We start from the raw sequence: 24,738 nt of genomic DNA, 5'->3' as shown, positions 1-24,738 counted from the left end.
TTCCGTCACTCAGGGACATAGTGTCTCTACGGAGCGTGACTGGCAGCGCGTTGTGTGCACTCTTTGCAGTCGTACGGCCTCGTAGTGCTACACGCAAGCGGTCAGCCGGCGGTGGCAACCACGTTCCGCATGGGCTCGCCGGCCGCGAAAAGCGTCAACTGGTCGCGCAGCAGCCGCTTCGCACGGGGCAGGAAGGCAGAGCTGGGGCCACCGACGTGTGGAGTGATGAGTACGCCGGGAGCGTGCCACAGCGGATGCCCGGGGGGCAGGGGTTCCGGATCGGTGACATCGAGTGCGGCGCGCAGCCGCCCGGATTCCAGTTCGGCAAGCAGCGCCTTGGTGTCGACGATCGCGCCGCGCGCGATGTTCACGAGCAGTGCGCCGGCCTTCATCCGCGCCAGGAAATCGGGTCCGACCAGGCCACGCGTCGTGTCGGTGAGCGGAGTTGCCAACACGACCACGTCCGCGCCGGGCAGGAGGGCGGACAGGTCGGAGAGTGGATGCACAGGACCGCGCACAGTGTCACGCGCGGTGCGCGCGACGCGCGCCACCCGCGCACATTCAAAAGGTGTGAGCCGGTCCTCGATGGCACTGCCGATCGAACCATAGCCCACAATGAGGACCGACTTGTCGGCCAGCGCAGGCTGGAAGCCCTGCCGCCACTCCCCCGCGTCCTGGCCCCGTACAAATCCGGGGATATCGCGCAGCGCCGCCAGGATCAGAGTGAGCGCCAGCTCGGCGGTGCTGGCGTCGTGCAGCCCACGGGCGTTGCACAGTTGGGCACCGGCCGGCATCCGCTTCAGTCCGGGGAGCATGTGCTCGACACCGGCCGTGAGGGTCTGCACCACCCGTACCCGGCTCATCAGGGACAGCGGGCGCAGGCTGACCTCCGCGCCCTTCATGTAGGGGACGGCGTAGAAGGCGCACCGGGCGGGGTCGGCCGGGTAGTCGGGGCCGGCGTCCCAGTGGACGTACCGGAGGCCGTCGGGCAGGCCGTCGATCTCGTCGGGCGGGATCGGGAGCCATACGCCGTTCGCTTTGGTGCGCTGGTCTGCGGTTGCCATGGCCGCAGGCTATGCGAAAAGACGTTCCGCTCAGACGTTAGTTTGGTCAGGCCCTTGACCGGGGGCGAGGGGACGGAGGCACAACCAGGTGGAGCGCAGGACAATCGGTGCGGCGGCTCTCGAAGTGGGCGCCATAGGGCTCGGCTGTATGCCGATGAGCTGGGGGTACACCGAGTCGCAGCGCAGCTTGGACAGCTCGCTGCGGGCCGCGCACACCGCACTGGACCGGGGGTGCAGCCTGCTGGACACCGCCGATATGTACGGCCCTTTCACCAACGAGCTGCTGGTGGGCCGGGTGCTCAAGGAGCGGCGGGCGGACGCGTTCGTGTCGACCAAGTGCGGGCTGCTGGTGGGTGAGCAGCACATCGTCGCCAACGGGCGGCCCGGCTACGTCAAGCGCGCCTGCGACGCCTCGCTGCGCCGGCTGCAGACCGACCGTATCGATCTCTACCAGCTGCACCGGGCCGATCCCGAGGTGCCCGTCGAGGAGACCTGGGGGGCCATGGCGGAGCTGGTGGCGGCGGGAAAGGTGCGGTCGCTGGGGCTGTGTGCGGTGGGTGCGCGGGCGGTGCGGCCGGCCCGCGCGGCCCGTGCGGAGCGGCGGCCGGCAGGCGGCAGGGGGCGCCCCCGCTCCCGGATGCACGACGGCACACTGGCCCAACTGGAGCGCATCCAGCAGGTGTTCCCGGTCAGCAGCGTGCAGGCGGAGCTGTCGGTGTGGTCGCCGGAGGCGCTGGAGGCGCTGCTGCCGTGGTGCGAGGCGCGGGGCGTCGGCTTCCTGGCGGCGATGCCGCTGGGAAACGGCTATCTGACCGGCACCCTCACTCCGGGGCAGGGCTTCGAACCGGAGGACACACGGGCCCGCCATCCCCGCTTCACCGCCGAGATGATGGCGGCGAACCAGCCGGTGGTGGCCGGGCTGCGGCGGGTCGGCGCCCGGTACGGTGCGACGCCGGGGCAGGTGGCGCTGGCGTGGGCGCTCGCGCAGGGCCGGCATGTGGTGCCGGTGCCGGGCACGAAGAAGGAACGCTGGGCCGCACAGAACGCCAAGGCCGCTGAGCTGACGCTCACCCGCGAGGACCTGGCCGAGATCGCCGCGCTGCCGCCGGCGCGCGGGTCCTGGTACTGAGGCCGGCCTGCTGAGACCGGCCTGCTGAGGTGGACGCACCGAGGCCGACGTCGACGTACTGCGGCCGGCCCGGCGGAGTCCCGGGGCGGGGCAGCACACCGTGGGTCCGGGCGTACCGGGATAGCCGGCGCGCCACGGACGCCCGGCGGATTCCCGTGGCGTCGCGGCGGCGGGCCGGCAGCCCGTGGTCCCGCTCGCGACACGGCTGCACCGGCCGGATCATGGCAGGTGGGAGTGGTTCCGGAACCGATAAGGCGCGGCGCGGCGGGGCCGCGATGTGGTGTTCTTGTCCACGCCCTGCCGACGAGAGGACCCCTGCCGTGCAACGCCGTTCCCAGACCGCCGTGTTGGCCGCCGCTTCGCTGCTCCTGGCAGCGGGCTGTTCGTCCGGCGGCGCGCAGCCCCAGGGCGGGGCGAGTTCCGCACCGGCGAAGAGCCCCGGCGCCGGTGCCTCGCCGAGCGCCACGCCGTCGTCCACCGCGCCGCCCGCCAAGGGCTCGGTGAAGGTGACCGGCACCCTGGCCACCGGCCTGAAGTCGCCCTGGGGCGTGGCGGTGCTGCCGGGCGGGGACCTGCTGGTCGCCTCCCGGGACACCGGGAAGATCGTCCGGGTCGCGGCACACGGCGGGAAGATCACCGAGCTGGGGTCGGTGCCGGGCGTGGACCCGGGGGGCGAGGGCGGGCTGCTGGGGATCGCGGTGTCCTCGACGTTCGGTGCGGACCACCAGGTCTATGCGTACTTCACCACCGCGTCCGACAACCGCATCGCCCGCATGAACTACGACGAGAAGCGTCCGCCGGGCAATCAGCTGGGCGCGCCCGACACGGTCTTCAAGGGCATCCCCAAGGGCCAGATCCACAACGGCGGGCGGATCGCCTTCGGCCCGGACAAGATGCTCTACGCCGGCACGGGGGAGACCGGAGACACCGGGCTGGCCCAGGACAAGCAGTCCCTGGGCGGCAAGATCCTCCGGATGACGCCGGACGGCGAACCGGCGCACGGCAACCCCGAGGCGGATTCGGTGGTGTACGACTACGGCCACCGCAATGTGCAGGGGCTGGCCTGGGACGATGACAAGCGCCTGTGGGCCTCGGAGTTCGGGCAGGACACCTGGGACGAGCTCAACGTCATCGAGCCGGGCAGGAACTACGGCTGGCCGAAGGCCGAGGGCAAGGCCAAGGGTGGCGCGGCGGGCTCCGGGTTCATGGAGCCGGTCGAGGTGTGGAAGACCGCGGACGCCTCGCCCAGCGGCATCGCCTACGCCAAGGGCTCGATCTGGATGGCTTCGCTGCGCGGCGAACGGCTGTGGCGGATCCCGCTGAACGGAACGAAGCCGGTAGCCGCTCCGCAGGCCTTTTTGAAGGGCACCTACGGACGGCTGCGGACGGTCGTGGCGGCCGACGACGGTGCGTTGTGGCTGGTCACCAGCGACACGGACGGACGGGCCACCCCGCACAAGGGCGATGACCGGATTCTCCGTCTCCAGGTGAGCTGATCCGGCTGCTCCCCTTTTCGGGTGCCCTGCCTACACTCGGAGGCAGGGGACGGGTGCGCCTCGACCGAAGAGGGGGGCACGGCACCATGTTCAACATCGCGGAGGAACTGTTCGCGCCGGGGCGCAAGCACACCGACGAGGAGCGGCAGAAGATGTCGCTCGTCGTCGATGACGTGGGTGACGGCGACCCCGGGAAGGGCCCGATCGACCTCTCCTCGGGGACCGTCGTCGTCAGGGCACCCGGGCAGCGGCAGGGCCGGGGTCGGGAGCAGGGCCGGGGCCGGGAGCAGGACCGGGGTCGGGAGCAGGACCGGGGTCGGGAGCAGGACCGGGGTCGGGAGCAGGGCCGGGGTCGGGAGCAGGGGCCGCCCGAGCCGGAGGGCACGCCCTAGCCGGCTAGCCGGGCGTCCGCTCGCCGAACAGGCGCAGGCGGTGCGCCACGGCGCCCGCCTCGCCGCGCCCGGAGACGCCCAGCTTGGCGAGGATGTTGGAGACATGGACGCTGGCGGTCTTCGGGGAGATGAACAGGGCGTCGGCTATCTGGCGGTTGCTGCGCCCGTCGGCGACCAGGCGCAGTACATCGCGTTCGCGCGGGGTCAGGCCGAGGGATTCGGCGCCGGCGGATGCGGGCTGTCCGGCGGCGCCCCGGCCGGCCGCGGCGGCTGCCTCCGTCGCGGCGGCAGGTATCAGGCCGGGCAGGGGGATGCGGGCGCGCTGGGCGAGGAGTTCGAGTTCATCGGCGAGCGGACGGGCGCCCATCGCCGTGGCGGCGGTGTGTGCCTGGGTGAGCAGGAGGACGGCGGTCTCGCGCGGGGTGCGGCCGTGCAGTCCGAGCGTGGCCCGTTCGCTGCCGTGGAGGAGTGATTCGGCCCAGCGGTAGCAGGCCCTGGCGAGCTCGTGCGGACGCTCCAGGGGCTCGAAGGCGGCGACCACCCCGGCCCAGGAGTCGGGGGTCTCGCGGCCCTCGGCACGGCGGAGTTCGGCGTCGACCGCGAGGCCGTGGGCCGTCCAGACCGGGCAGAGCCGGGGAAGTTTCTTGGCGGCGTCCCGGATGCGGGCGAGGACCGGGCCCCGGCCCGGCTCGGCGGCCGGCAGTCCGCGGGCGTCCGCTTCGGCGGTGGCGGCCGACCAGAGCAGCGGCCAGGCGTAACGCTGGGTGCCGGGCGGGAAGCCGGCGTCCAGGGCCTGCTGGAGGACGCTGCGGGCGTCGAGGATGCGGCCCTGATGGGCGGCGATCCGCAGGGCGTGCCGCGCCATGACGATGGCGTTCTGCGGCTGCGGGTCGTGGGTGCCGTAGTACTCCTGGGCGACGGCGAGTTCGCGTTCGGCGCCGGCGAAATCTCCCTCGTTCAGCGCGAGATCGGCACGGCGGCTGGCGGTCAGCGCGATGGCACGGGGGTTCTGGACGAGGCGGCGGGCGTCCGCGACGGCCCGGCCCGCTTCCTCCCAGCGGCCCAGTGACTGGAGGGATTCGGCGCGGTTGCCCAGCACCCAGCTGGTGCTGTCCTTGAGGCCGTAGCGGGTGGTGAGTTCGACGCCCCGCTCGGTGACCTCGACGGCTTCGCGGGAGCGGCCGACGCCTTCCAGGGTGGACGGGAGGTTGATGTGGCCGCGGGCGATGACGGCGAAGTAGCCGCGGTCGACGGCGCGGTCGAGGCACGTACGGAAGTCGGCGAGGCCCTCGTCGACCTCGCCGGAGTCGACCCGCAGCCAGGCCAGGGTCAGCCGGGAGTTGAGCTCGGCCTCCTCGTCGCCCACCAACCGGGCGAGTTCCACGGCGCGTTCGGCCGTGGCGAAGGTTTCCGGTCCCGGCTCGTGCAGCACCGCCCAGCTGGCGACGGCGGCCAGCACCTCCGCGTGCACGGAGGAGGGGGGCAGGCCGCGCATCAGCTCCTGTGCGGTGCCCAGGTCCTCCCAGCCGTTGCCGCGGCCGGTGCCCTGGCAGAGCCGGGAGCGCTGCACCAGGAACCATGCCGTGCGCAGGGGGTCGCTCTCGCCGCGCAGCGAGCGCAGGGCGCGCTTGACGATCGTGAAGGCGCGTTCGTTGTCGCCGGAGAGCCGGGCGGCCACCGCGATCTCGGCGAGCAGGTCGAGGAAGCGCAGGGCGTCGCCGTCATGGCAGCCACAGGCCGGGTACGCCTCGGCGTAGTCGACCGGGCGCACCCCTTGGCGGACCTCCGTCGGCGCGTCGTCCCACAGCTCCAGGGCGCGGTCCAGCAGCCGCAGCTGCTCGGCGTAGGCATGGCGGCGGCGGGCCTGGACGGAGGCGGCGAGAACGGCGGGCAGCGCCTTGGCGGCGTCATGGGACTTGTACCAGTAGCTGGCCAGCCGGGCGGCGCAGACATCGGCGCGGACCAGTGCGGGGTTGGCCTCCAGGGCCTCGGCGTAGCGGCGGTTGACGCGGGTGCGCTCACCGGGGAGCAGGTCGTCGACGACGGCCTCGCGGACGAGGGCGTGCCGGAAGCGGTAGCCCGTGCCGTCCTGGGTGGGCACGAGGGTGTTGCTGCCGACGGCGGCCCGCAGCGCCTCGATGAGGTCGTCCTCGGGCATCCGGCAGACGGCGGAGAGGAGTTCGTGCTCGACCGTGGAGCCGCCCTCGGCGGCCGTGCGCACCACGCGCTGGGTGTCCTCGGGGAGCGCCTCGACGCGCACCAGCAGCAGATCGCGCAGCGGGTCGCTGAGGCCGTGCAGAGCGCCGTCGGCGAGGCCGCGGGCCAGTTCCTCGACGAAGAAGGCGTTGCCCTCGGAGCGCTTGAAGACCCGGTCGACGGTGTCCTCTTCGGGATCGCTGCCGTTGATCCCGGCGATCTGGGAGCGCACCTCCTCGCGGGTGAAGCGGGCGAGTTCGACGCGGCGGACCGTGCGCATCCGGTCGATCTCGGCGAGGAAGGGGCGCAGGGGGTGGCGGCGGTGGATGTCGTCCGAGCGGTACGTCGCCACCAGGAGGACGCCTGCGTCGTGCAGGGATTTCAGGAGGTAGGCGAGCAGCTCGCGGGTGGAGCGGTCGGCCCAGTGGAGGTCCTCGACGACGATGACGAGGGTGCGGTGGGCGGCGAGGCGCTCCAGGAGGCGGGCGGTCAGCTCGAAGAGGCGGGCGCGGCCGATCTCCTCGTCATGCGCCTCGCCGGGGGCCTCTCCCAATTCGGGCAGGATGCGGGAGAGTTCGCCCTCCTGGCCGGCGACGGCGACGGCCAGCTCGTCGCGCAGATGCCAGTTGAGGGTGTGCAGGATCGCGGAGAAGGGCGCGAAGGGCAGGCCCTCGGAGCCGATCTCGATGCAGCCGCCGAGCGCGACGAGCGCGCCCCGGGCGCGGGCGGCCTCGGTGAACTCCTCGATGAGGCGGGTCTTGCCGACCCCGGCCTCACCGCCGATCAGCAGGGCCTGGGGCTCGCCGGACGCCTCGATGCGGGCGAGCGCGTCCCCCAGCGCGGTGAGTTCGGCCGCGCGGCCGACGAACACGGGACTGACGGACCTGGTCTCCACGTCGGTGAGCATCGCACAGAGGTCTGACAATCCGGCAGTGGTTTCCGGTATGCGAAGCGCCCGGCCCGGTGCGGAGGGCACCTGGAGCCGGGCGGACGGCTGCGGGGCGGGCTGCGGGGCCGCCACCTGGGACGTCATCGGAGTCTCCCGGTCAGGCGGCGGCGCGGCGTATCCGCAACCACCGGCTCCGCCCACGCACCCGCCCTTCGGGTTCGTTCTCCCCGGAGCGGGCGGTGCCACGGTGCCCGGCGCGCCGTGCCTCGGTGGCCTCCCGCACCAGGCGCTGCCGGTCGGCCTCGCGGCGCAGCTCTTCGTAGCGGATCCGGATCTCCAGCTCGGAGCGGTACATGTCGGCTCTCCCCTGACGGCGGTGAGGTGGTGTCTCGACGGCTTGTCGATGTGCTCAAGCCTCGTCGCCAAGGGGGGTCCGCCACATGGGGAGAGTTCCCGATCTTTGGCCCCGGGCGGTGCTCAGAAACCCCGCGATGCCGCTCAGGGGCTCCTTAGGCACCGCCCGCGGCACCCGTACGGTGCTTAGAAAACGGCCCGGGTGGCCTTACGGAGCCGCGGGGCCGCCGGCTCCCGCGGGGGCCTTGGGCACGGTGGGCATGCTCGCGAACAGGTCGAGGTACATGCCCGCGGAGATCAGGATCCCCAGCGCGCCGAGCGCCAGCCCGCCCCATGCGACGGCCCGCACCCAGGTGGCGCGCGAGCGGGTCAGCACCACCGCGGCGGCGATCACGGCGAGCAGTGCGAAGAAGCCGTTGACCAGGGCATTGGTGTGCCAGGAGGCGCCGTAGACGGCGGAGATCTGCTCCGCGGCCTGGGCCTTGCCCGACTGGACCTTGATCTGGCCCATCAGGTTCGCCCGCTCGGCCAGCGTCGTGCCGAGCCAGGTGCCGGTGACGGACGCGAGGCCGAGCCCCGCGGCGACGACGGCACCAGCGCCGGCGGCGATGCCGGTGGCGGGCTGTGCGGTGGCGTATGTGCCGCGGTCGGGAGCGTCGGAGCCGTCGTCCGCTTCGCGGTCACTGGCCTCGTCCTGCGCGGCGAGGGCGGCGTTGTCGTCGGCCTCCTCGTCGACCTTGGCGCCGGCCTTGCCGGCCGCCTCCGCCTCGGTGGTCTCCGGGATCGCAGCAGTCTCCTTGGCCCCCTGCGCCGGCACGGTCGTCTCGTCGTCGGTTCGGTTCTCTGTCGTCCTGGTCGTTCCCATGGGCGCGACCGTAGGTGCCGCGTCTGAGATTCGGATGAGAACCGCGGCAGCAGGCGGGCGAGAGCGGGCGACACGCCGGGCGCCGGCCTCCGGACCGGGCCGGGCCGGGCCGTTCCCAGGCCCCGGGGAGCCACCCGCTAGACCCCCACCAGCGGTTTCTCACCGTCCTGCGGTCCGGGCAGCCACGCCGCCGTGCCCGGCTCCGGCGGCGGCTCGATGCTGATCCGGGGCAGCCACCGGTCGAGCCAGGACGGCAGCCACCAGTTGGCGCCGCCCAGCAGGTGCATCAGGGCGGGCACCAGGAGCGTACGGAGCACGAAGGCGTCCAGGGCGACGGCGGAGGCCAGGCCGATGCCGAACATCGCGATGATCCGGTCGCCGCTGAGAACGAAGGCCCCGAACACCGCGATCATGATGACCGCCGCCGAGTTGATCACCCGGCTGGTCTCGGCGAGCCCGACCCGTACCGCACGGCAGTTGTTGTGCGTCAGCTGCCACTCCTCGTACATCCGGGAGACCAGGAACACCTGGTAGTCCATGGACAGGCCGAAGAGCACCGACACCATGATGACCGGCAGGAACGGTTCGACCGGTCCGGCGCTGCCCAGCCCCAGCAGCTCACTCCCCCAGCCCCACTGGAAGATCGCGACGACGATCCCGAAGGACGAGGCGACCGCGGCGACGTTCATCAGTGCGGCCTTCAGCGGGATGCCGATGCTGCGGAAGGCGAGCAGCAGCAGGACCGAGCCGAGCGCGATGACGACGCCGATGAAGAGCGGCAGCTTGCCGACGATGACGGACGCGAAGTCGTCGTAACTGGCGGTGATGCCGCCGACCTGCACCCGCAGCGTGCTCGCGCCCCCGGCCGCGGGCAGCACGTCCGTACGCAGGTGTCGCACCAGGTCGGAGGTCTGCCGGGACTGCGGCGAGCCGGCGGGCACGACGGTGATCACGCCGACGCTGTGGCTGCCGTTGAAGTCGGGGGCGCTGACCTGGGCGACGCCGGGCGTGCCCCGCAGACGGTGCGGCAGCTTGTCGAAGGCGATCCGGTCCTTGGCGCCGTCCAGGGTGCCGACGAGCGTCAGCGGCCCGTTGGAGCCGGGCCCGAAGCCGCTCCCGCGTCCGGCGCCGGGACCGCCGCCCGCCAGCAGGTCGTACGCCTTGCGGGTGGTCGAACCGGCCGGGTTGTTGCCCTGGTCGGAGGTGCCCAGGTGCAGCCCGAAGGCGGGCAGTGCCAGGGCCAGCATCAGGGCCGCGGCGACCGTTCCCAGCAGCTTGGGGTGCCGCTCGACGAACCCTGACCAGCGGGCGGCGATACCGGTGGGCCGGTCGGGACGCGGTCCGTGCTCGGCCAGCTGCCGGCGCTCGCGCCGGCTCAGCGCCCGCATCCCGATCAGTCCGAGCAGCGCCGGCAGCAGGGTGACGGCGGCGGCCACGGTCAGCACGACGGTCAGCGACGCGGCGAGGGCGACGCCGTTGAGGAAGCTCAGCCGCAGGATCAGCATGCCCAGCAGCGCGATACAGACGGTGGCCCCGGCGAAGACGACCGCCCGCCCGGACACCGCGGCCGCGCGGACGGCGGCCTCCTCGACCGGCAGCCCCGCCCGCAGGCCCTTGCGGTGCCGGGTGACGATGAACAGCGCATAGTCGATGCCGACGCCGAGCCCGATCAGCATGCCGAGCATCGGGGCGAAGTCGGCGACGGTCATGGCGTGGCTGAGCAGGGTGATGCCGGCCGAGGCGGTCCCGACGGCGGCCAGCGCGGTGACGATCGGCAGGAAGGTCGCGGCGAGCGACCCGAAGGCGAGGAAGAGCACCACGGCCGCGGCACCGAGCCCGATGATTTCCGGGAGCTGGGCGCGCGGCGCCTCGGTGAGCGCGATCCCGGCGCCGCCCAGCTCGACCTGAAGGCCGCGGCCGGACGCGCGCCGCGCGGTGTCGACGACCTTCTGGACCTGGGCGGGGTCCAGCTCGTCGGTGGAGCGGCCGAAGAGCACGGAGGCGTAGGCGGTGTGCCCGTCCTTGCTGATCTGCCGCCCGTTCCGCCCGCCGGACGGGTGGGCGCCGGGCCCGCCGTAGGGGCTCCGCACCGCGGCGACGCCGGGCAGCTCGGCGACCTTCTCCAGGGTGTCCGTCATCGTCCTGCGGACTGCGGCGGAGCGCACCGTTGCGGAGTCCGTGTGCCACACGATGCTGTCGCTGTCCCCGGACTGCCCGGGGAAGGCCCGGTCCAGCAGGGCCGCCGCCCGCCCGGATTCGGTCCCGGGGACCTCGTAGTCGTTCGAGTACGCGGACCCCGTCACTCCCGCGGCGACGGCGACCCCCGTGAAGGCGGCGAGCCAGAGAACGATCACGACGATGCGGCGCCTGAGACACCACCGAGCCAGAGCGGTCACGGACCTCGTCTGCTTCCCGGGTTGTGCGTCGATAGCTCCCGGGAGCGGGCGGTGCCGAGCGCGGATGTACGGGGGACGGGGCGGGCCCGCCGGATGCCTGGTGGGAGCGGCGGGCTCCCCTCTTGTGCAGGGTGTCAGCCCGGAGAGATCCTTTGAGGTGTTTGTGGACTTCCCCACAAAGAGCCGGGAATGGGGAGCTCGTCCCCTGCGCCTCCCCCGCCCCGTCCGCCGCGTCTCAGCCGGTGACCGACTCCTTGCCGTTCTCCACGTGTCCCATCAGCCGGCGGCGGAAGGACGTGTCCTCGGCGGCCGTGAGGCCGAGGTCGTACCAGCCGTGCGCGTCCGCGGCGGAATGGGCGACGGTGCGGATGCTGCCGGCCTTCACCTTCACCGTGCGCGGCGCGCTGTCCGCATAGGCCAGCGGCCTGAGGGTGAAGGTGAGGTCGGTGCGGCTGTGGTTGGTGACGGTCAGATGGAGCTCCTGCCGCCCGGCGTCGATCCGTGTGCTGATCCTGACGGCCGCGGCGGCGCCCTGCCCCGTCCCGGCGAACTCCCGCCGGAAGCCGTTCGGCCCGGTCACCGTGAAGCGGTACGTGCTGTCCTTGACCGGTACCTCCCACTCCCCCTTGCCCCGCACATCCCGGTGCTGCGGGGCGTCGAATTCCTTCGCGTACGGGTAGAGCGCCAGATGCGCGGTGGCCTTCCCGTCGTTGCGTACGGCCAGCCGGAAGACCGAGGCGCCCGGGTCGAAGCCGCCGTCGGCGTCCGGCTGGTACGGCAGCGCCCTGGCCGGGCGGCTGCCGCCCTCCTGGCGGGGCAGCGCCTGCTCGGCCGGCGGCCGCGGCGACCAGCGCCCGCTGAACGCCGGGATCTCGCCGGGCCGCCGTACGGACGGCTGCTTGCGCCCGCGGGAGAAGTCGAAGGCGGCCGTGAGATCGCCGCACACGGCGCGCCGCCAGGCGCTGATGTTCGGCTCCTCGATCCCCGTCCAGCGCTCCAGGAAGCGGGTGATCGAGGTGTGGTCGAAGACCTGGGAGCAGGCGTAGCCGCCGACCGTCCAGGGCGAGATGACCAGCATCGGCACCCGTATGCCCAGACCGGTCGGCAGGCCGTCGCAGAACTCCCCGGCCGTCCCGGGCGGCGGGACCGGCGGCGGCACATGGTCGAAGAACCCGTCGTTCTCGTCGTACGTCAGGAAGAGCGCGGTGTGCCGCCAGACCTCCGGGTGCCTGCCGAGCGCGTCCAGCACCTTGTAGACGATGGTGGCGCTCTCGGCCGGCGAGGACGAGCCGGGGTGCTCGGAGTCCGCGGCGGACGGCACGATGTACGACACCTCGGGCAGCTTGCCGCTCGCGACATCGGCGGCGAACGCGGTCGCCGTGGAGTCCGGCTCACCGCGGCGCAGCGCCCGCTCGAACAGGCTGCGTTCGGCGCGGCCGAGGCCCGTGACCCCCTTCTCCAGCAGCCCCTTCAGCCGCTTGCGCCCGGCCTCGTCGGCGGCCGCCAGCTTCCCGTAGAAGCCGGTCATGTTCTGCACGCCGTCCACCTCGGCCAGGGCCTTCTTCGCGACCGCCTTGAAGCTCGCGTAGAACTCCAGGTTGTTGTCGGTGAAGTTGTCCCACTCCTGGTAGACCCGCCAGCTGCGGCCGGCCCTCTCCAGGCGCTCGGCGTAGGTGGTCCAGGTGTAGCCGGTGTGGGTGTCCTCCTCGTAGGCGTCGTTGCCCACCGCCCGCCTTCCGTTGGGCTCGTAGCCCGTCCACCCGCTCACCAGGTGGTTGCGGTTGGGGCTGGTGGAGGAGTGGATCGAGGAGTGGTAGGCGTCGCAGACGGTGAAGGTGTCCGCGAGCTCGTAGTGCAGCGGGACGTCCTGCCGGTCGTAGTGCGCCATGGCGGCGGCGGTCTTGGCGGTGACCCAGTTGTTCGTCCAGCCGCCGTTCCACGCCACGGCCCCGCCGAACCAGCTGTGGTCCAGCGCGCCGATGTACTGGAGGTCCTTCTTCTGCGCCGCGGCCGCCTCGCGCACCGGGAAGGGCAGCACGGTCCCGAGGCCCGGCGGCCCCGGCTGCTCGTAGACGCTGCGGCCGCCGGGCAGCTCGATCGCATTGCGGTCGGCATAGCCGCGTACGCCGCGCAGCATCCCGAAGTAGTGGTCGAAGGAACGGTTCTCCTGCATCAGGACGACGACGTGCCTGATGTCCTCGATCCCGCCGCAGCCCCGCGCCGGCCGTGCCGCGTCGTCCGCCAGCGCCTGCTGCAACGACGGCGGCAGCATCGACCCCGTCATCGCCGCGCCCGCCGCTGCCGCGCCAACTCCCAGTACACGTCTACGAGATACCTCAGGTGTCACGCCCGACCTCCCAGTCGACGGTCCCTCAGCCAGTCAATGGTCCGTGCCCACTCCACTGCGAGGGTGCGACGGGGACGCTAACGGACTGCCGTGACGGACGACAGATAGCCGGGTGACAACTTCGGGAACGGCCGGCGCAGCCGCTTCTCAGGCCTTCGGATGATGCTGACGACCCACACCGGATCAGTGTGCATCAGCAGGCATATGGGATGCTGCGATCGCAGGCGCATTCCTCGCGGACGTCATCAACTGCCGGAGGCCTAAGTCATCATGAAGCAGCGTCAGCTCGGCACACACGGGCCGAACGTCTCCGCGCTCGGCCTCGGCTGCATGGGGATGTCGGCCTCGTACGGCGTCCCGGACGACGCCGAGTCGCTCCGTACCCTCGACCGTGCCGCCGAGCTCGGCGTCACGCTGCTGGACACCGCGGACGCCTACGGGCGGGGCGCCAACGAGGAGTTCCTCGGCCGCTGGCTGCGCCGCCGTACCGCCTCGCAGCGGGACGAGCTGGTGCTCTCCACCAAGTTCGGGCTGCGGCACGACGCCGCCACCGGGCGGGTGAACGAGGTGGACACCTCCGCCTCCTGGGTGCGCGAGGCGTGCCACGCCTCGCTGCGCCGCCTCGGCACGGACCGCATCGACCTCTCCTACATGCACCGCCGCGACCCGGCCGTTCCCATCGAGGAGACGGTCGGTGCGATGGCCGATCTCGTCGCCGCCGGTGCCGTACGCCACCTCGGCCTCAGCGAGGTGAGCCCGCAGACGCTGCGCCGGGCGCATGCCACGCACCCCATCAGCGCCGTACAGCTGGAGTACTCCCTCTTCACCCGCGACGTCGTGGAGGGCGAGATGCTGGCGACCTGCCGGGAGCTCGGCATCGGCGTCGTGGCGTACGCGCCGCTCGGGCGCGGGATGCTGACGGGCGCGCTCGGCTCCCGCGACGACCTCACCGCCGAGGACGCCCGGCGCCGGTGGCCGCGGTTCGCCGAGGAGAACATCGACCGCAATCTGCGGCTCGTCCAGGCCGTGCGGACCACCACGGACTCCCTCGGCTGCACCCCGGCGCAGGCCGTCCTCGCCTGGCTGCTCGCCCAGGGCGAGGACATCGTGCCGATCCCCGGTACGAAGCGCCGTGGCTACCTGGAGGAGAACGCGGCGGCGGCCGGCATCGAACTCGATGCTGAGCAGGTGGCCCGGCTCCGGGCAGCCGTACCCGACGGCGCCGTGTCCGGGGAGCGCTATCCGCTCGCCGCCCTGGAGCGGCTGGGCCACTGAGGCGGGCAGGGGACGGCTTCAGGCCGCGCCCGCAACCCCCACCGCGCCGCCGCCCGGCCTCAGGCGTTGATCAACACCGGTGCCAGTTCCCGCAGTTGGTCGATACCCAGCCCGCGGTCCGTCGCGAGCGGCTGGATGGCCACATGGTCGGCACCCGCGTCATGGTGTTCCTGTACGCGCCGCCGGACGGCGTCCACGTCGCCCCAGGCCACGATCGCGTCCACCAGCCGGTCGCTGCCGCCGCCCGCGAAGTCCTCGTCCCCGAAGCCGAGGCGGCGCAGATTGCCGGTGTAGTTCGGCAGCTCCAGGTAGAAACGCGTGTGGTGCTCGCGGGCCAGCGAGCGGGCCGTCGCGGGATCGGACTCCAGCAGCACGGCCTGCTCGGGGGCGAGCAGCGGACCGGTGCCGAGGATCTCGCGGGCGCGGGCGGTGTGCTCGGGAGTGACGAAGTACGGGTGGGCGCCGGCCGTACGGTCCCTGGCCAGCTCCAGCATCTTCGGGCCGAGTGCCGCCAGCACCCGGGCCGGTGCCGGGTCGGCCACCGGGCCTTCGTACGGGGCGGCGTCCATCGCATCGAGATATTCGCGCATCGCGGCGAACGGCTTGGCGTACGCATGGCCGCGCAGGTTGACGATCGGGGCGTGGCTGGCGCCCAGGCCGAGCAGGAAACGGCCGTCGTACGCCTCGGCGAGGGTGTGCGCGGCGCCGTTCGCGGCGGCGGCGTCGCGGGCCCAGATGTTGGCGATGCCGGTGGCGAGGGTGATCCGCTCCGTGGCGGCGAGCAGCAGACCGGCGTGGCTGAACGCCTCTTTGGCGGCGGGCCCTTCGCCCAACCACAGAGCGCCGTAGCCGAGTCGCTCGATCTCGGCAGCCGCCCGGCGCTCGATGGCGGCCGGGACGCTCCCGAGACCGCCGTGCCAGACCCCGACCCGGCCGATCCTTGCGGCGAGAGTGTCCTGCATCGTCAGCTCCTCACTGCCGGCGTACCGCTCTCGTCAAGGAGCGACCCGCTGAGGCGATCATGTCGCCCCCTCCCTCAGCACCGGTAACCCCCTCGGCATTCCGCCACGCGGACACGTCCACGAATTCAGCCGCATACCCTGATCAGCAAGCCGCACAGTGGATCGCATCCCCGGCCGGCGCCGGCACGAGTGCCCCGCCGCCCTTCCCCTTTCCCTCTCCTCTCCTCCTCCCACCTCCCTCCCGGCGAAGGATTCACACCATGCCGACCGGCAACCACTACCCGCGCCACATCGCCCTGGGAATCAGCGCTCTCGCGCTGTTCCTCACCGTGGCGGCCCTCATCAGCGCAGGCAGAGGCGACCTCCGGCCCGGGCCCGTCGTGGTGGACCTGGTCCTGTTGTGCAGTGCGGTGTTCGCCGTGCTCGGGTGGCGCAGGGAGAAGGCCTGGATGACGTTCGCCGCGTGCTGCGGGCTGCTGCTCACGGCCTTCGGCGGAAGCCTGCTCTTCGCGGAATGAGGAGCAGGGCGCACCCCGGGCGGGCGCGCGGGGCGCCTCCGGCATGCAGAGAGCGGCCGCCCTTCCGAAGAAGGACGGCCGCTCACCGTCATGCGCAGGGGAGCGCGCGTCAGCCCTCGACGCCCAGCTTCTCCAGGATGAGTTCCCGGACCCGGGCCGCGTCGGCCTGGCCGCGGGTGGCCTTCATGACCGCGCCGACCAGGGCGCCGGCGGCGGCCACCTTGCCACCGCGGATCTTGTCGGCGACGGCGGCGTTGGCCGCGATCGCCTCGTCGACGGCGGTGCCCAGGGCCCCCTCGTCGGAGACGACCTTCAGGCCGCGCTTCTCGACGACGGTGTCCGGGTCGCCCTCGCCGGCCAGCACGCCCTCGATGGTCTGGCGGGCCAGCTTGTCGTTGAGCGAGCCCTCGGCGACCAGTGCGGCGACCCGGGCGACCTGCTCGGGGGTGATCGGCAGGGCGGCCAGGTCCACACCGTCCTCGTTGGCACGGCGGGCCAGTTCGCCCATCCACCACTTACGGGCCGAGGCGGAGTCCGCGCCGGCGTCGACGGTGGCGGTGATCAGGTCGACCGCGCCCGCGTTGAGGATCGACTGCATGTCGTGCTCGGAGATACCCCACTCCTCGCGCAGCCGGTTGCGGCGGACCCGCGGCAGCTCGGGGAGCGCGGCGCGCAGTTCCTCGACCCACTCGCGGGAGGGGGCCACCGGCACCAGGTCCGGCTCGGGGAAGTAGCGGTAGTCCTCGGCGTTGTCCTTGATGCGGCCGGCCGTCGTGGAGCCGTCCTCCTCGTGGAAGTGCCGGGTCTCCTGGACGATCGTGCCGCCGGAGGAGAGCACCGCGGCGTGCCGCTGGATCTCGAACCGGGCCGCACGCTCCACGGAGCGCAGGGAGTTGACGTTCTTGGTCTCCGAACGGGTGCCGAACTTCTCGGTGCCCTGGGGACGCAGCGACAGGTTCACGTCGCAGCGCATCTGGCCCTGCTCCATGCGGGCCTCGGAGACGCCCAGCGCCTTGATGAGCTCGCGCAGCTCGGCGACGTACGCCTTGGCGACCTCGGGGGCCCGCTCGCCCGCGCCCTCGATGGGCTTGGTGACGATCTCGATGAGCGGGATACCGGCGCGGTTGTAGTCCAGGAGGGAGTGCCGGGCGCCGTGGATACGGCCGGTGGCGCCACCGATGTGGGTGGACTTGCCGGTGTCCTCCTCCATGTGGGCGCGCTCGATGTGGACCCGGAAGATCTCCCCGTCCTCCAGCTGTACGTCGAGGTAGCCGTCGAAGGCGATCGGCTCGTCGTACTGGGAGGTCTGGAAGTTCTTGGGCATGTCCGGATAGAAGTAGTTCTTCCGGGCGAAACGGCACCACTCGGCGATGGAGCAGTTCAGCGCCAGGCCGATCTTGATCGCGGACTCGACGCCGATCGCGTTGACGACGGGCAGCGAGCCGGGCAGGCCCAGGCAGGTGGGGCAGGTCTGCGCATTGGCATCCGCGCCCAGGGTGGTGGAACACCCGCAGAACATCTTGGTCTTGGTGCCGAGCTCGACATGGACCTCCAGGCCCATGACGGGGTCGTACGTCGCGAGGGCGTCCTCGTACGACACCAGGTCAGTGACAGTCACGGTGAAACTTTCCCTCTCAGCCCAGCAGGACGTCGTCGTCGCCCAGGCGCTTCAGTTCGCGGTAGAGGATCGCCAGGCCGGTGACGATCGCCGCGGCCGAAACGGCGGCGTCGATCAGGCGGAGCGTGTCGTTCTCCTGACGGGCCAGCTTGGCCTGCTTCGCGACGCTGAGGGCGCCGAACGCGGTGCTGCCGATCGACAGATACAGGCCGCCCTTGGACTTCTTGAAGTTCTTGGCCTTCTTGGTCATGGCGCTCACAGTGCAGGTGCCTCCTCGAGCAGCGGGTGACCCCACTTGGCGGTGAACGCGGCCTCGACCGCGGCACCGACCTTGTAGAGCCGGTCGTCGGCCATGGCAGGAGCAATGATCTGCAGGCCCACCGGCATCCCGTCCTCGGGGGCCAGGCCGCAGGGCAGCGACATCGCCGCGTTGCCTGCCAGGTTGGTGGGGATCGTGCACAGGTCGGCGAGGTACATCGCCATCGGGTCGTCGGCGCGCTCGCCGATCGGGAAGGCGGTGGTCGGCGTGGTCGGCGAGACGATCACATCGACCTTTTCGAAGGCCTTCTCGAAGTCACGGGTGATCAGCGTCCGCACCTTCTGGGCGGAGCCGTAGTACGCGTCGTAGTAGCCGGAGCTGAGCGCGTACGTGCCGAGGATGATGCGGCGCTTGACCTCGTCGCCGAAGCCGGCCTCACGGGTCAGCGCGGTGACGTCCTCGGCGGACTTGGTGCCGTCGTCGCCGACCCGCAGGCCGTAGCGCATGGCGTCGAAGCGGGCCAGGTTGGAGGAGCACTCCGAGGGCGCGATCAGGTAGTACGCGGACAGCGCCAGGTCGAAGGACGGGCAGTCCAGCTCGACGATCTCGGCGCCCAGCTCCTTCATCAGCGCGACGGACTCGTCGAAGCGCTGGATGACACCGGCCTGGTAGCCCTCGCCGCGGAACTGCTTGACGACGCCGACGCGCATGCCCTCGACGCTGCCGTTGCGGGCCGCCTCGACGACCGGCGGTACGGGGGCGTCGATGGAGGTGGAGTCCAGCGGGTCATGGCCGGCGATGGCCTCGTGCAGCAGCGCCGCGTCCAGGACCGTACGGGCACAGGGCCCGCCCTGGTCGAGGGAGGACGAGAAGGCCACCATGCCGTAGCGGGAGACGCCGCCGTAGGTGGGCTTGACGCCGACCGTGCCGGTGACGGAGGCGGGCTGGCGGATGGAACCGCCGGTGTCCGTGCCGATGGCGAGCGGGGCCTCGTAGGAGGCCAGCGCGGCGCTGGAGCCGCCGCCGGAGCCGCCGGGGATCTTGGTCAGGTCCCAGGGGTTGCCGGTCGGGCCGTAGGCGCTGTTCTCGGTGGAGGACCCCATGGCGAACTCGTCCATGTTGGTCTTGCCGAGGATGACGACGTCGGCGGCCTTGAGCTTCTTGGTCAGCGTCGCGTCGTACGGCGGGATCCAGCCTTCGAGGATCTTCGAGCCGACGGTGGTGGGAATCCCCTCCGTCGTGAAGATGTCCTTGAGCGCGAGCGGGACGCCGGCCAGCGGGCCGAGCTTCTCGCCGCGGGCGCGCTTCTCGTCCACGGCGCGGGCCTGGGCGAGTGCGCCCTCGCGGTCGACGTGCAGGAAGGCGTGCACCTTCTCGTCGACGGCCTCGATGCGCGCCAGGTGGGCCTCGGTCACCTCGACGGCGGTGACCTCGCCGGAGGCGATCTTCGCCGCGATCTCGGCGGCGGTGAGCTTGATCAGGTCTGCCATGGCCCTAGCTTCTTCGTTCGCTTCTCCGCCCGCGCGGCGCAGAGGTGCGGCTTTCGCGGTCGGGTACGGCCCGGCGGCCGCGCGTGCGTCGCTCACGGTCACTCCTCCCCCAGGATCTGCGGCACCTTGAAACGCTGCTGCTCCTGGGCCGGGGCGCCGGAGAGCGCCTGCTCGGGGGTCAGCGAGGGACGGACCTCGTCCGGCCGCATGACGTTGGTCAGGGGCAGCGGGTGGGAGGTCGGCGGTACGTCTTGGTCGGCGACCTCGGAGACGCGGGCGACCGCGCCGATGATGTCGTCGAGCTGTCCGGCGAAGTGGTCGAGCTCTTCTGCCTTCAGCTCCAGACGTGCCAGCCGGGCGAGGTGGGCGACCTCCTCGCGCGTGATGCCAGGCATGCAGCGATCCTCTGGTGTTCTGGGCGGAGTGTTCCGGGCGGAGAGTCCAGGCGGAGTCTTCTCTCGAATGCTCCTGTGAACTTTTCCGGCCCAATCCTATGGCGTACGGAAGAGCTGCCGCGAAACCGTTTCGCCGGGGGCGGCCGTGAACGTCGGGCGCGGCGCGTTTCCGCGATCCGCGCCGAGCGGTTCCAAGGACCGCGCCGAGCGGTTCCGAGATCTGCGCGGGACGGTTCCCAGATCCGCCCGGCGGGTGCCGGGGCCTGTCGGCCGGAGGGTGTCGGGGCCCGTCAGGGAGCCTCCGGCCCGGCGGGCTCCTCTGCCTCAGCTGCCTCTTCCCTCTCCTCCGCTTCCTCGGTCTCCTCCGCCTCCTCCGATAAGACGAGGTCGCCGGACACGTCGGAGGCGGCGTTCTCTCCGGACGCGTCGGAGCCGGCGTTCTCTCCGGACACGTCGGAGCCGGCGTTCTCTCCGGACGCGTCGCTCTCGTCGGCCGGCCGGTGCTCGGCGGGATGGTCCGCTGTTGGGGGCGTCTGGGCGGGTTCTTCGGAGCGGGGACACGGGACGGCCGGTGGCCGGGTCAGTTCAAGACCTGTCCCGAAGGGCGCTCGGCGGCCTTCTCCGCCGCCAGGGCGGCCGTCTCCGATTCACGCTGCCAGCCGCGCTCGCCGCGGGCTCTGAGCCAGGCCGTGGTCTCGTCCGGTGGCATCGCGGCGGCCACCAGCCAGCCCTGTACGGCGTCGCAGCCGAGGTCGCGCAGCCGCTCCCAGGTCTCGTCGTCCTCGACGCCCTCGGCGACGACCAGCAGGCCGAGGGAGTGCGCGAGGTCGAGGGTGCAGCGGACGATCTCGGCGTCCTCGTTGTCGACGGCCAGCCGGGCCACGAAGGAGCGGTCGATCTTCAGCTCGCTCACCGGGAGCCGCCGCAGATGGACCAGGGAGGAGTAGCCGGTGCCGAAGTCGTCGAGGGACATCTTCACGCCGTGCGCGGTGAGCCCGGCGAGGGTGTCGGCGGCCCGCTGCGGGTCCTCCAGGAGGACGTGCTCGGTTATCTCCAGTTGGAGGGAGCCCGGTGGGACGCGGTGCCGGGCGAGCCGGGCCGCGACCGCTCCGGCGAAGCCCGGGGAGTGCACATCGCGCGGGGAGACATTGACGGCGACCGGCACCTCCAGGCCCATCGCACGCCAGCGCGCCACCTGGGCGAGCGCGGTCTCGAGGACGTACTCCGTCAGCCGCGGCATCAGCCCGGAGGACTCGGCGATGGCGATGAATTCGTCCGGTGGCACCCGGCCGCGGTCCGGATGCACCCACCGGACCAGCGCCTCCAGCCCGGCGACATGCCCGTCGAAGCCGACCTTGGGCTGGTAGTGCAGCTCGACGTCGCCGGCGTCCAGGGCGCGGCGCAGATCGCCCAACAGGCCCAGCCGGTCGGGGGTGTTGCCGTCCCGCTTGGCTTCGTAGAGCTCGACGCCGCTGCGGTCCCGCTTGGCCTGGTACATGGCCACATCGGCGCGGCGCAGCAGCCCTTCGGCGTCGAGGGCGTGGTCGGGGAAGACGGCGACCCCGGCGCTGGCTTCGAGCACGAGGGTCAGTCCGTCGAGGTCCAGCGGGGAGCCGAGGGCGGCGACGAGATTGCGGGCCACCCGCTGGGAGCTGGTGAGGGAGTCGGTGGTGGGCAGCAGGACGGCGAACTCGTCACCGCCGAGCCGGGCCGCCTCGGCGCCGCGCGGGAGGGCGTGCCGCAGGCGGTCGGCGATCTGCAGCAGCAGGCGGTCGCCGGCGAGGTGGCCGAGGGTGTCGTTGACGGAGCGGAAGCGGTCCAGGTCGATGAGGACCAGCGCCGAGCGGGAGCCGACGCGCTCGGCGTCGTCCAGCGCGGTCCAGGTGCGCTCCAGCAGCCATTGGCGGTTGGGCAGGCCGGTGAGCGGGTCGCGGAGCTGTTCCTCGGCGCGGGCGCGGGCGATCCAGAGGGTGGAGTCCAGCGCGATGAGCGGGACCGCGAACAGCGGCAGCAGCAGGGGTGCGTGGAGGGCGCAGACGGCGATCAGCGGGGAGATGCCCAGCAGCGCGATGCCGACGAGTGCCTGGCGGAGTACGGCCGTTCGGGGGATGGCGGGCAGCTGGCCGGTGCGCGGGGTGAGGCTGACCCACAGGAGGCCGCGGCTGACGAAGAGGTAGCCGGCGGCGGTGACGACGACTTCGGGGAGGACGGACAGATTCCAGGCCGGCGGGGCCCAGGGGTGGCGGACGCTGGAGACCACGCCGAACGCGGCGAGGCCGAGCGCCGCGGCGCCGATGCCGAGGATGTCCACGGCACCGTGCACCACGGCCTGTCGCCAGCGGTGCCGGCGGGCGGCGCCGACCAGGACGACGACGGAGAGGCTGACGAGGGTGGCGGGCACCCAGCCGTAGAGCAGCAGGACGGCGAGGGCCAGGGCGGCGCCGGAGCCCGTGCCGCCCCACCAGCGGTCCCGGCCGAGGGCGACCAGATGGCCGACGATGATGCCGGTGAGGATCGCCAGCGACCAGCCTATGGAACCGCCGGGGAACAGCGCGTCACCTTCGCCGAGAGTGACGATGACGCCCGTGGCGAGCGCGAGGCCCGCCACGGAGACGATGGTCGCGGGCAGCGCGGGCACGACGAGCCGCCGGAGCCGCGACGCCGGAGCGGCGCTGTCGGTCGGTTTCATTCCGATCCCTCTCACAGCCGGCTGTGCCCGCGCCACGGCAGGCGCACTCCTCAACAGTAGGCCGCGGAAGGCCGCCACGGGCAGCGATCGACGACGGTTGCCCGAATGCGACCCGGCGTCGCGGATCAATCTGGTATGCGCCGATGGGGTGACACCTCACTCCTCCTCAGGCGGAGTGACAGCTACCGCTCGCGCTGCGTCAGGACCCTGCTCCAGCAGCACCGCGAAGCCATCATCGTCCAGCACGGGGACCTTCAACTGCATGGCCTTGTCGTACTTCGAACCGGGGTTGTCGCCCACCACTACGAATCCGGTCTTCTTCGAAACAGAACCGGTCACCTTCGCTCCGAGGTTCTGGAGGGCCTCTTTCGCGCCATCTCTGGTGTGTGACTGAAGTGTGCCCGTTACGACGACGGTGACGCCTTCGAGGGGACGCGGGCCCTCATCACCCGTTTGCTCCTCCTCCATCCGGACGCCTGCGGCCCGCCAGCTCTCGATGATCTGCTGGTGCCAGTCCACGGCGAACCACTGCTTCAACGAGGCGGCGATCGTGGCCCCGACGCCGTCGACGGCGGCCAGCTCCGTCTCGTCCGCGTCCCGGATGCGGTCGATCGAGCGGAACTCCCGCGCCAGCGCCTCGGCCGCCACCGGGCCCACATGCCGGATCGACAGGCCCGTGATGATCCGGGCCAGCGGGCGCTCCTTGGCGGCCTGGATGTTCTCCAGCATGGCCAGGGCGTTCTTCTTCGGCTCGCCCTTCTGGTTGGCGAAGAAGGTGACGACCTTCTCCTCGCCGGTCTTCGGGTCGCGCTTGGGCAGACCGGAATCGGGGTCGAGGACATACGACTTGATGGGCAGCAGCTGCTCGATGGAGAGACCGAAAAGATCGCCCTCGTCCTTCAACGGCGGCTCCGCGGGCTCCAGCGGCTGGCTGAGCGCCGTCGCCGCGACATAGCCGAAGTTCTCGATGTCCAGGCATTTGCGGCCGGCCAGATAGAACAGCCGCTCACGGATCTGGGCGGGGCAGGCGCGGGCGTTGGGGCACCGCAGGTCGATGTCGCCTTCCTTGGCGGGCTGCAGGGCCGTCCCGCACTCGGGGCACTCGGCCGGCATCACGAACTCCCGCTCGCTGCCGTCCCGCAGATCGACGACCGGGCCCAGGATCTCCGGAATGACGTCGCCGGCCTTGCGGATCACGACGGTGTCCCCGATGAACACGCCCTTGGCCTTGACCACATCCTGGTTGTGCAGGGTGGCGAACTCCACCTCGGACCCGGCCACCGTCACCGGTTCGACCACGGCATACGGGGTGACCCGTCCCGTGCGGCCGACGCCGACGCGGATGTCGACGAGCTTGGTGTTGACCTCCTCCGGCGGGTACTTCCAGGCGATCGCCCAGCGCGGCGCCCGCGAGGTCGAGCCCAGCCGGCCCTGGAGGCGGATCTCGTCCAGCTTCACGACCACGCCGTCGATCTCGTGCTCGACGGCCGTACGGCGGGTCTCGGCGTCGCCGTAATGGGCGATGAACTCGCGCACCGCCGCCAGGGAATCGAGGACCTTGTTGTGGGTGGCCGTCGGCAGGCCCCACTCCTTGAGCAGGTCGTAGGCCTCCGACTGCCGGTCGATCTCCAGGCCTTCGCGGGCACCGACACCATGGACGACCATGTGCAGCGGTCGCCCGGCCGTGACCTTGGGGTCCTTCTGGCGCAGCGAACCGGCCGCGGCGTTACGGGGGTTGGCGAACGGAGGCTTGCCCTCCGCCACCAGCCGCTCGTTGAGCTCCAGGAACTTCTCCATCGGGAAGTAGACCTCCCCGCGCACCTCGACCAGATCCGGGACCCGGTCGCCCTTGAGACGGTGCGGGATCTCGGCGATCGTCCGGACGTTGGGCGTGATGTCCTCGCCCGTACGGCCGTCGCCGCGGGTGGCGGCGCGGGTCAGCCGGCCCTGCTCGTAGGTGAGGTTGACGGCGAGGCCGTCGACCTTCAGCTCGCACAGGAAGTGGTAGCCGGCGCTCTTGGGGTCGCCGCCCAGCTCACCGGCGATCCGCTCGGCCCAGGCCGCCAACTCCTCGTTGTCGAAGGCGTTGTCGAGCGAGAGCATCCGTTCGCGGTGCTCGACCTCGGTGAACTCCGTGGCGTACGCCCCGGCGACCTTCTGGGTCGGGGAGTCCGGGGTGCGCAGCTCGGGGTGCTCGTCCTCCAGAGCCTCCAGGGAGCGCAGCAGCTTGTCGAACTCCGCGTCGCTGACGACCGGGGCATCCTTCACGTAATACCGGAAGCGATGCTCGTCGATCTGCTCAGCGAGCTGCGCGTGCTTCTCCCGCGCCGCTGCGGGCACCTTGGATTCCGCTGCGTGCTGTTCGCCAGCCACCGTTTTGTCCTCCCGTGGTCCTTGAGTGCGG

The 24,738-nt window shown here is 71.9% G+C and carries 19 protein-coding genes; 5 read left to right on the top strand and 14 right to left on the bottom strand.

The window, feature by feature from the left end:
- Nucleotides 1-101: 101 nt before the first annotated feature.
- On the bottom strand, nucleotides 102-1,064 hold the full coding sequence (locus K7C20_RS26065; RefSeq protein ID WP_030087735.1) for a 2-hydroxyacid dehydrogenase: 963 nt from the start codon (nucleotides 1,062-1,064) through the stop codon (nucleotides 102-104).
- 88 nt (nucleotides 1,065-1,152) lie between these two features.
- On the opposite strand from K7C20_RS26065, the gene K7C20_RS26060 reads away from it, so the two are divergent.
- The 3 genes from K7C20_RS26060 (at nucleotide 1,153) to K7C20_RS38425 (ending at nucleotide 4,081) form a co-directional block, all read left to right on the top strand.
- Nucleotides 1,153-2,193, top strand: coding sequence for an aldo/keto reductase (locus K7C20_RS26060; RefSeq protein ID WP_167352529.1), 1,041 nt, complete (start codon nucleotides 1,153-1,155; stop codon nucleotides 2,191-2,193).
- Nucleotides 2,194-2,513: 320 nt separating this feature from the next.
- Complete coding sequence (locus tag K7C20_RS26055; RefSeq protein WP_107083471.1) at nucleotides 2,514-3,689, top strand: PQQ-dependent sugar dehydrogenase; 1,176 nt, start codon at nucleotides 2,514-2,516, stop codon at nucleotides 3,687-3,689.
- An 86-nt stretch (nucleotides 3,690-3,775) separates the two neighbouring features.
- The gene (locus K7C20_RS38425; protein ID WP_048830210.1) at nucleotides 3,776-4,081 is read left to right on the top strand and encodes a DUF6191 domain-containing protein; all 306 of its coding nucleotides are present in this window, start codon (nucleotides 3,776-3,778) and stop codon (nucleotides 4,079-4,081) included.
- A gap of 4 nt (nucleotides 4,082-4,085) precedes the next feature.
- Here the strand turns inward: K7C20_RS38425 and K7C20_RS26045 are convergent, their stop codons facing one another.
- From K7C20_RS26045 to K7C20_RS26025, 5 genes are all read right to left on the bottom strand, one after another.
- The gene (locus tag K7C20_RS26045; protein WP_030087728.1) at nucleotides 4,086-7,184 is read right to left on the bottom strand and encodes a helix-turn-helix transcriptional regulator; all 3,099 of its coding nucleotides are present in this window, start codon (nucleotides 7,182-7,184) and stop codon (nucleotides 4,086-4,088) included.
- A gap of 139 nt (nucleotides 7,185-7,323) precedes the next feature.
- Entirely contained in the window at nucleotides 7,324-7,521 is a 198-nt protein-coding gene (locus K7C20_RS26040; protein ID WP_030087727.1) for a hypothetical protein, read from the bottom strand.
- Between the two features lie 207 nt (nucleotides 7,522-7,728).
- Complete coding sequence (locus K7C20_RS26035) at nucleotides 7,729-8,385, bottom strand: hypothetical protein (protein WP_030087724.1); 657 nt, start codon at nucleotides 8,383-8,385, stop codon at nucleotides 7,729-7,731.
- Between the two features lie 137 nt (nucleotides 8,386-8,522).
- A complete protein-coding gene (locus K7C20_RS26030) occupies nucleotides 8,523-10,781 on the bottom strand; it encodes an MMPL family transporter (protein WP_053209793.1) in 2,259 nt (752 codons plus the stop codon).
- A 235-nt stretch (nucleotides 10,782-11,016) separates the two neighbouring features.
- Entirely contained in the window at nucleotides 11,017-13,128 is a 2,112-nt protein-coding gene (locus K7C20_RS26025) for a phosphocholine-specific phospholipase C (protein ID WP_053209792.1), read from the bottom strand.
- A 270-nt stretch (nucleotides 13,129-13,398) separates the two neighbouring features.
- Between K7C20_RS26025 and K7C20_RS26020 the strand changes: the two genes are divergently transcribed.
- Nucleotides 13,399-14,403, top strand: a complete 1,005-nt coding sequence (locus K7C20_RS26020; RefSeq protein WP_053209791.1) for an aldo/keto reductase — start codon at nucleotides 13,399-13,401, stop codon at nucleotides 14,401-14,403.
- Nucleotides 14,404-14,462: 59 nt separating this feature from the next.
- Here K7C20_RS26020 and K7C20_RS26015 read toward each other — a convergent pair whose 3' ends face one another.
- Entirely contained in the window at nucleotides 14,463-15,365 is a 903-nt protein-coding gene (locus tag K7C20_RS26015; protein ID WP_053209790.1) for an LLM class F420-dependent oxidoreductase, read from the bottom strand.
- A gap of 260 nt (nucleotides 15,366-15,625) precedes the next feature.
- Between K7C20_RS26015 and K7C20_RS26010 the strand changes: the two genes are divergently transcribed.
- A complete protein-coding gene (locus K7C20_RS26010; protein ID WP_030087704.1) occupies nucleotides 15,626-15,883 on the top strand; it encodes a hypothetical protein in 258 nt (85 codons plus the stop codon).
- 109 nt (nucleotides 15,884-15,992) lie between these two features.
- On the opposite strand, the gene gatB is transcribed toward K7C20_RS26010, so the two are convergent.
- From gatB to ligA, 7 genes are all read right to left on the bottom strand, one after another.
- On the bottom strand, nucleotides 15,993-17,501 hold the full coding sequence (gene gatB / locus K7C20_RS26005; protein ID WP_030087702.1) for an Asp-tRNA(Asn)/Glu-tRNA(Gln) amidotransferase subunit GatB: 1,509 nt from the start codon (nucleotides 17,499-17,501) through the stop codon (nucleotides 15,993-15,995).
- A 16-nt stretch (nucleotides 17,502-17,517) separates the two neighbouring features.
- Nucleotides 17,518-17,751 carry a hypothetical protein gene (locus tag K7C20_RS26000; RefSeq protein ID WP_030087700.1) on the bottom strand — a complete coding sequence of 78 codons (234 nt, stop codon included), beginning with the start codon at nucleotides 17,749-17,751 and terminating at the stop codon, nucleotides 17,518-17,520.
- A gap of 5 nt (nucleotides 17,752-17,756) precedes the next feature.
- On the bottom strand, nucleotides 17,757-19,250 hold the full coding sequence (gatA, locus tag K7C20_RS25995) for an Asp-tRNA(Asn)/Glu-tRNA(Gln) amidotransferase subunit GatA (RefSeq protein WP_053209789.1): 1,494 nt from the start codon (nucleotides 19,248-19,250) through the stop codon (nucleotides 17,757-17,759).
- A gap of 98 nt (nucleotides 19,251-19,348) precedes the next feature.
- Nucleotides 19,349-19,645 carry an Asp-tRNA(Asn)/Glu-tRNA(Gln) amidotransferase subunit GatC gene (gene gatC / locus K7C20_RS25990; RefSeq protein ID WP_006602950.1) on the bottom strand — a complete coding sequence of 99 codons (297 nt, stop codon included), beginning with the start codon at nucleotides 19,643-19,645 and terminating at the stop codon, nucleotides 19,349-19,351.
- Between the two features lie 290 nt (nucleotides 19,646-19,935).
- Complete coding sequence (locus K7C20_RS25985; RefSeq protein WP_160328758.1) at nucleotides 19,936-20,097, bottom strand: hypothetical protein; 162 nt, start codon at nucleotides 20,095-20,097, stop codon at nucleotides 19,936-19,938.
- A 128-nt stretch (nucleotides 20,098-20,225) separates the two neighbouring features.
- Entirely contained in the window at nucleotides 20,226-22,334 is a 2,109-nt protein-coding gene (locus K7C20_RS25980; RefSeq protein ID WP_053209788.1) for a putative bifunctional diguanylate cyclase/phosphodiesterase, read from the bottom strand.
- 156 nt (nucleotides 22,335-22,490) lie between these two features.
- A complete protein-coding gene (ligA, locus tag K7C20_RS25975) occupies nucleotides 22,491-24,707 on the bottom strand; it encodes an NAD-dependent DNA ligase LigA (protein ID WP_030087692.1) in 2,217 nt (738 codons plus the stop codon).
- Nucleotides 24,708-24,738: the final 31 nt, after the last annotated feature.

It is taken from the genome of Streptomyces decoyicus, assembly GCF_019880305.1.
GTDB lineage: Bacteria > Actinomycetota > Actinomycetes > Streptomycetales > Streptomycetaceae > Streptomyces > Streptomyces decoyicus.
This window is presented reverse-complemented; position numbering and strand designations above follow the sequence as displayed.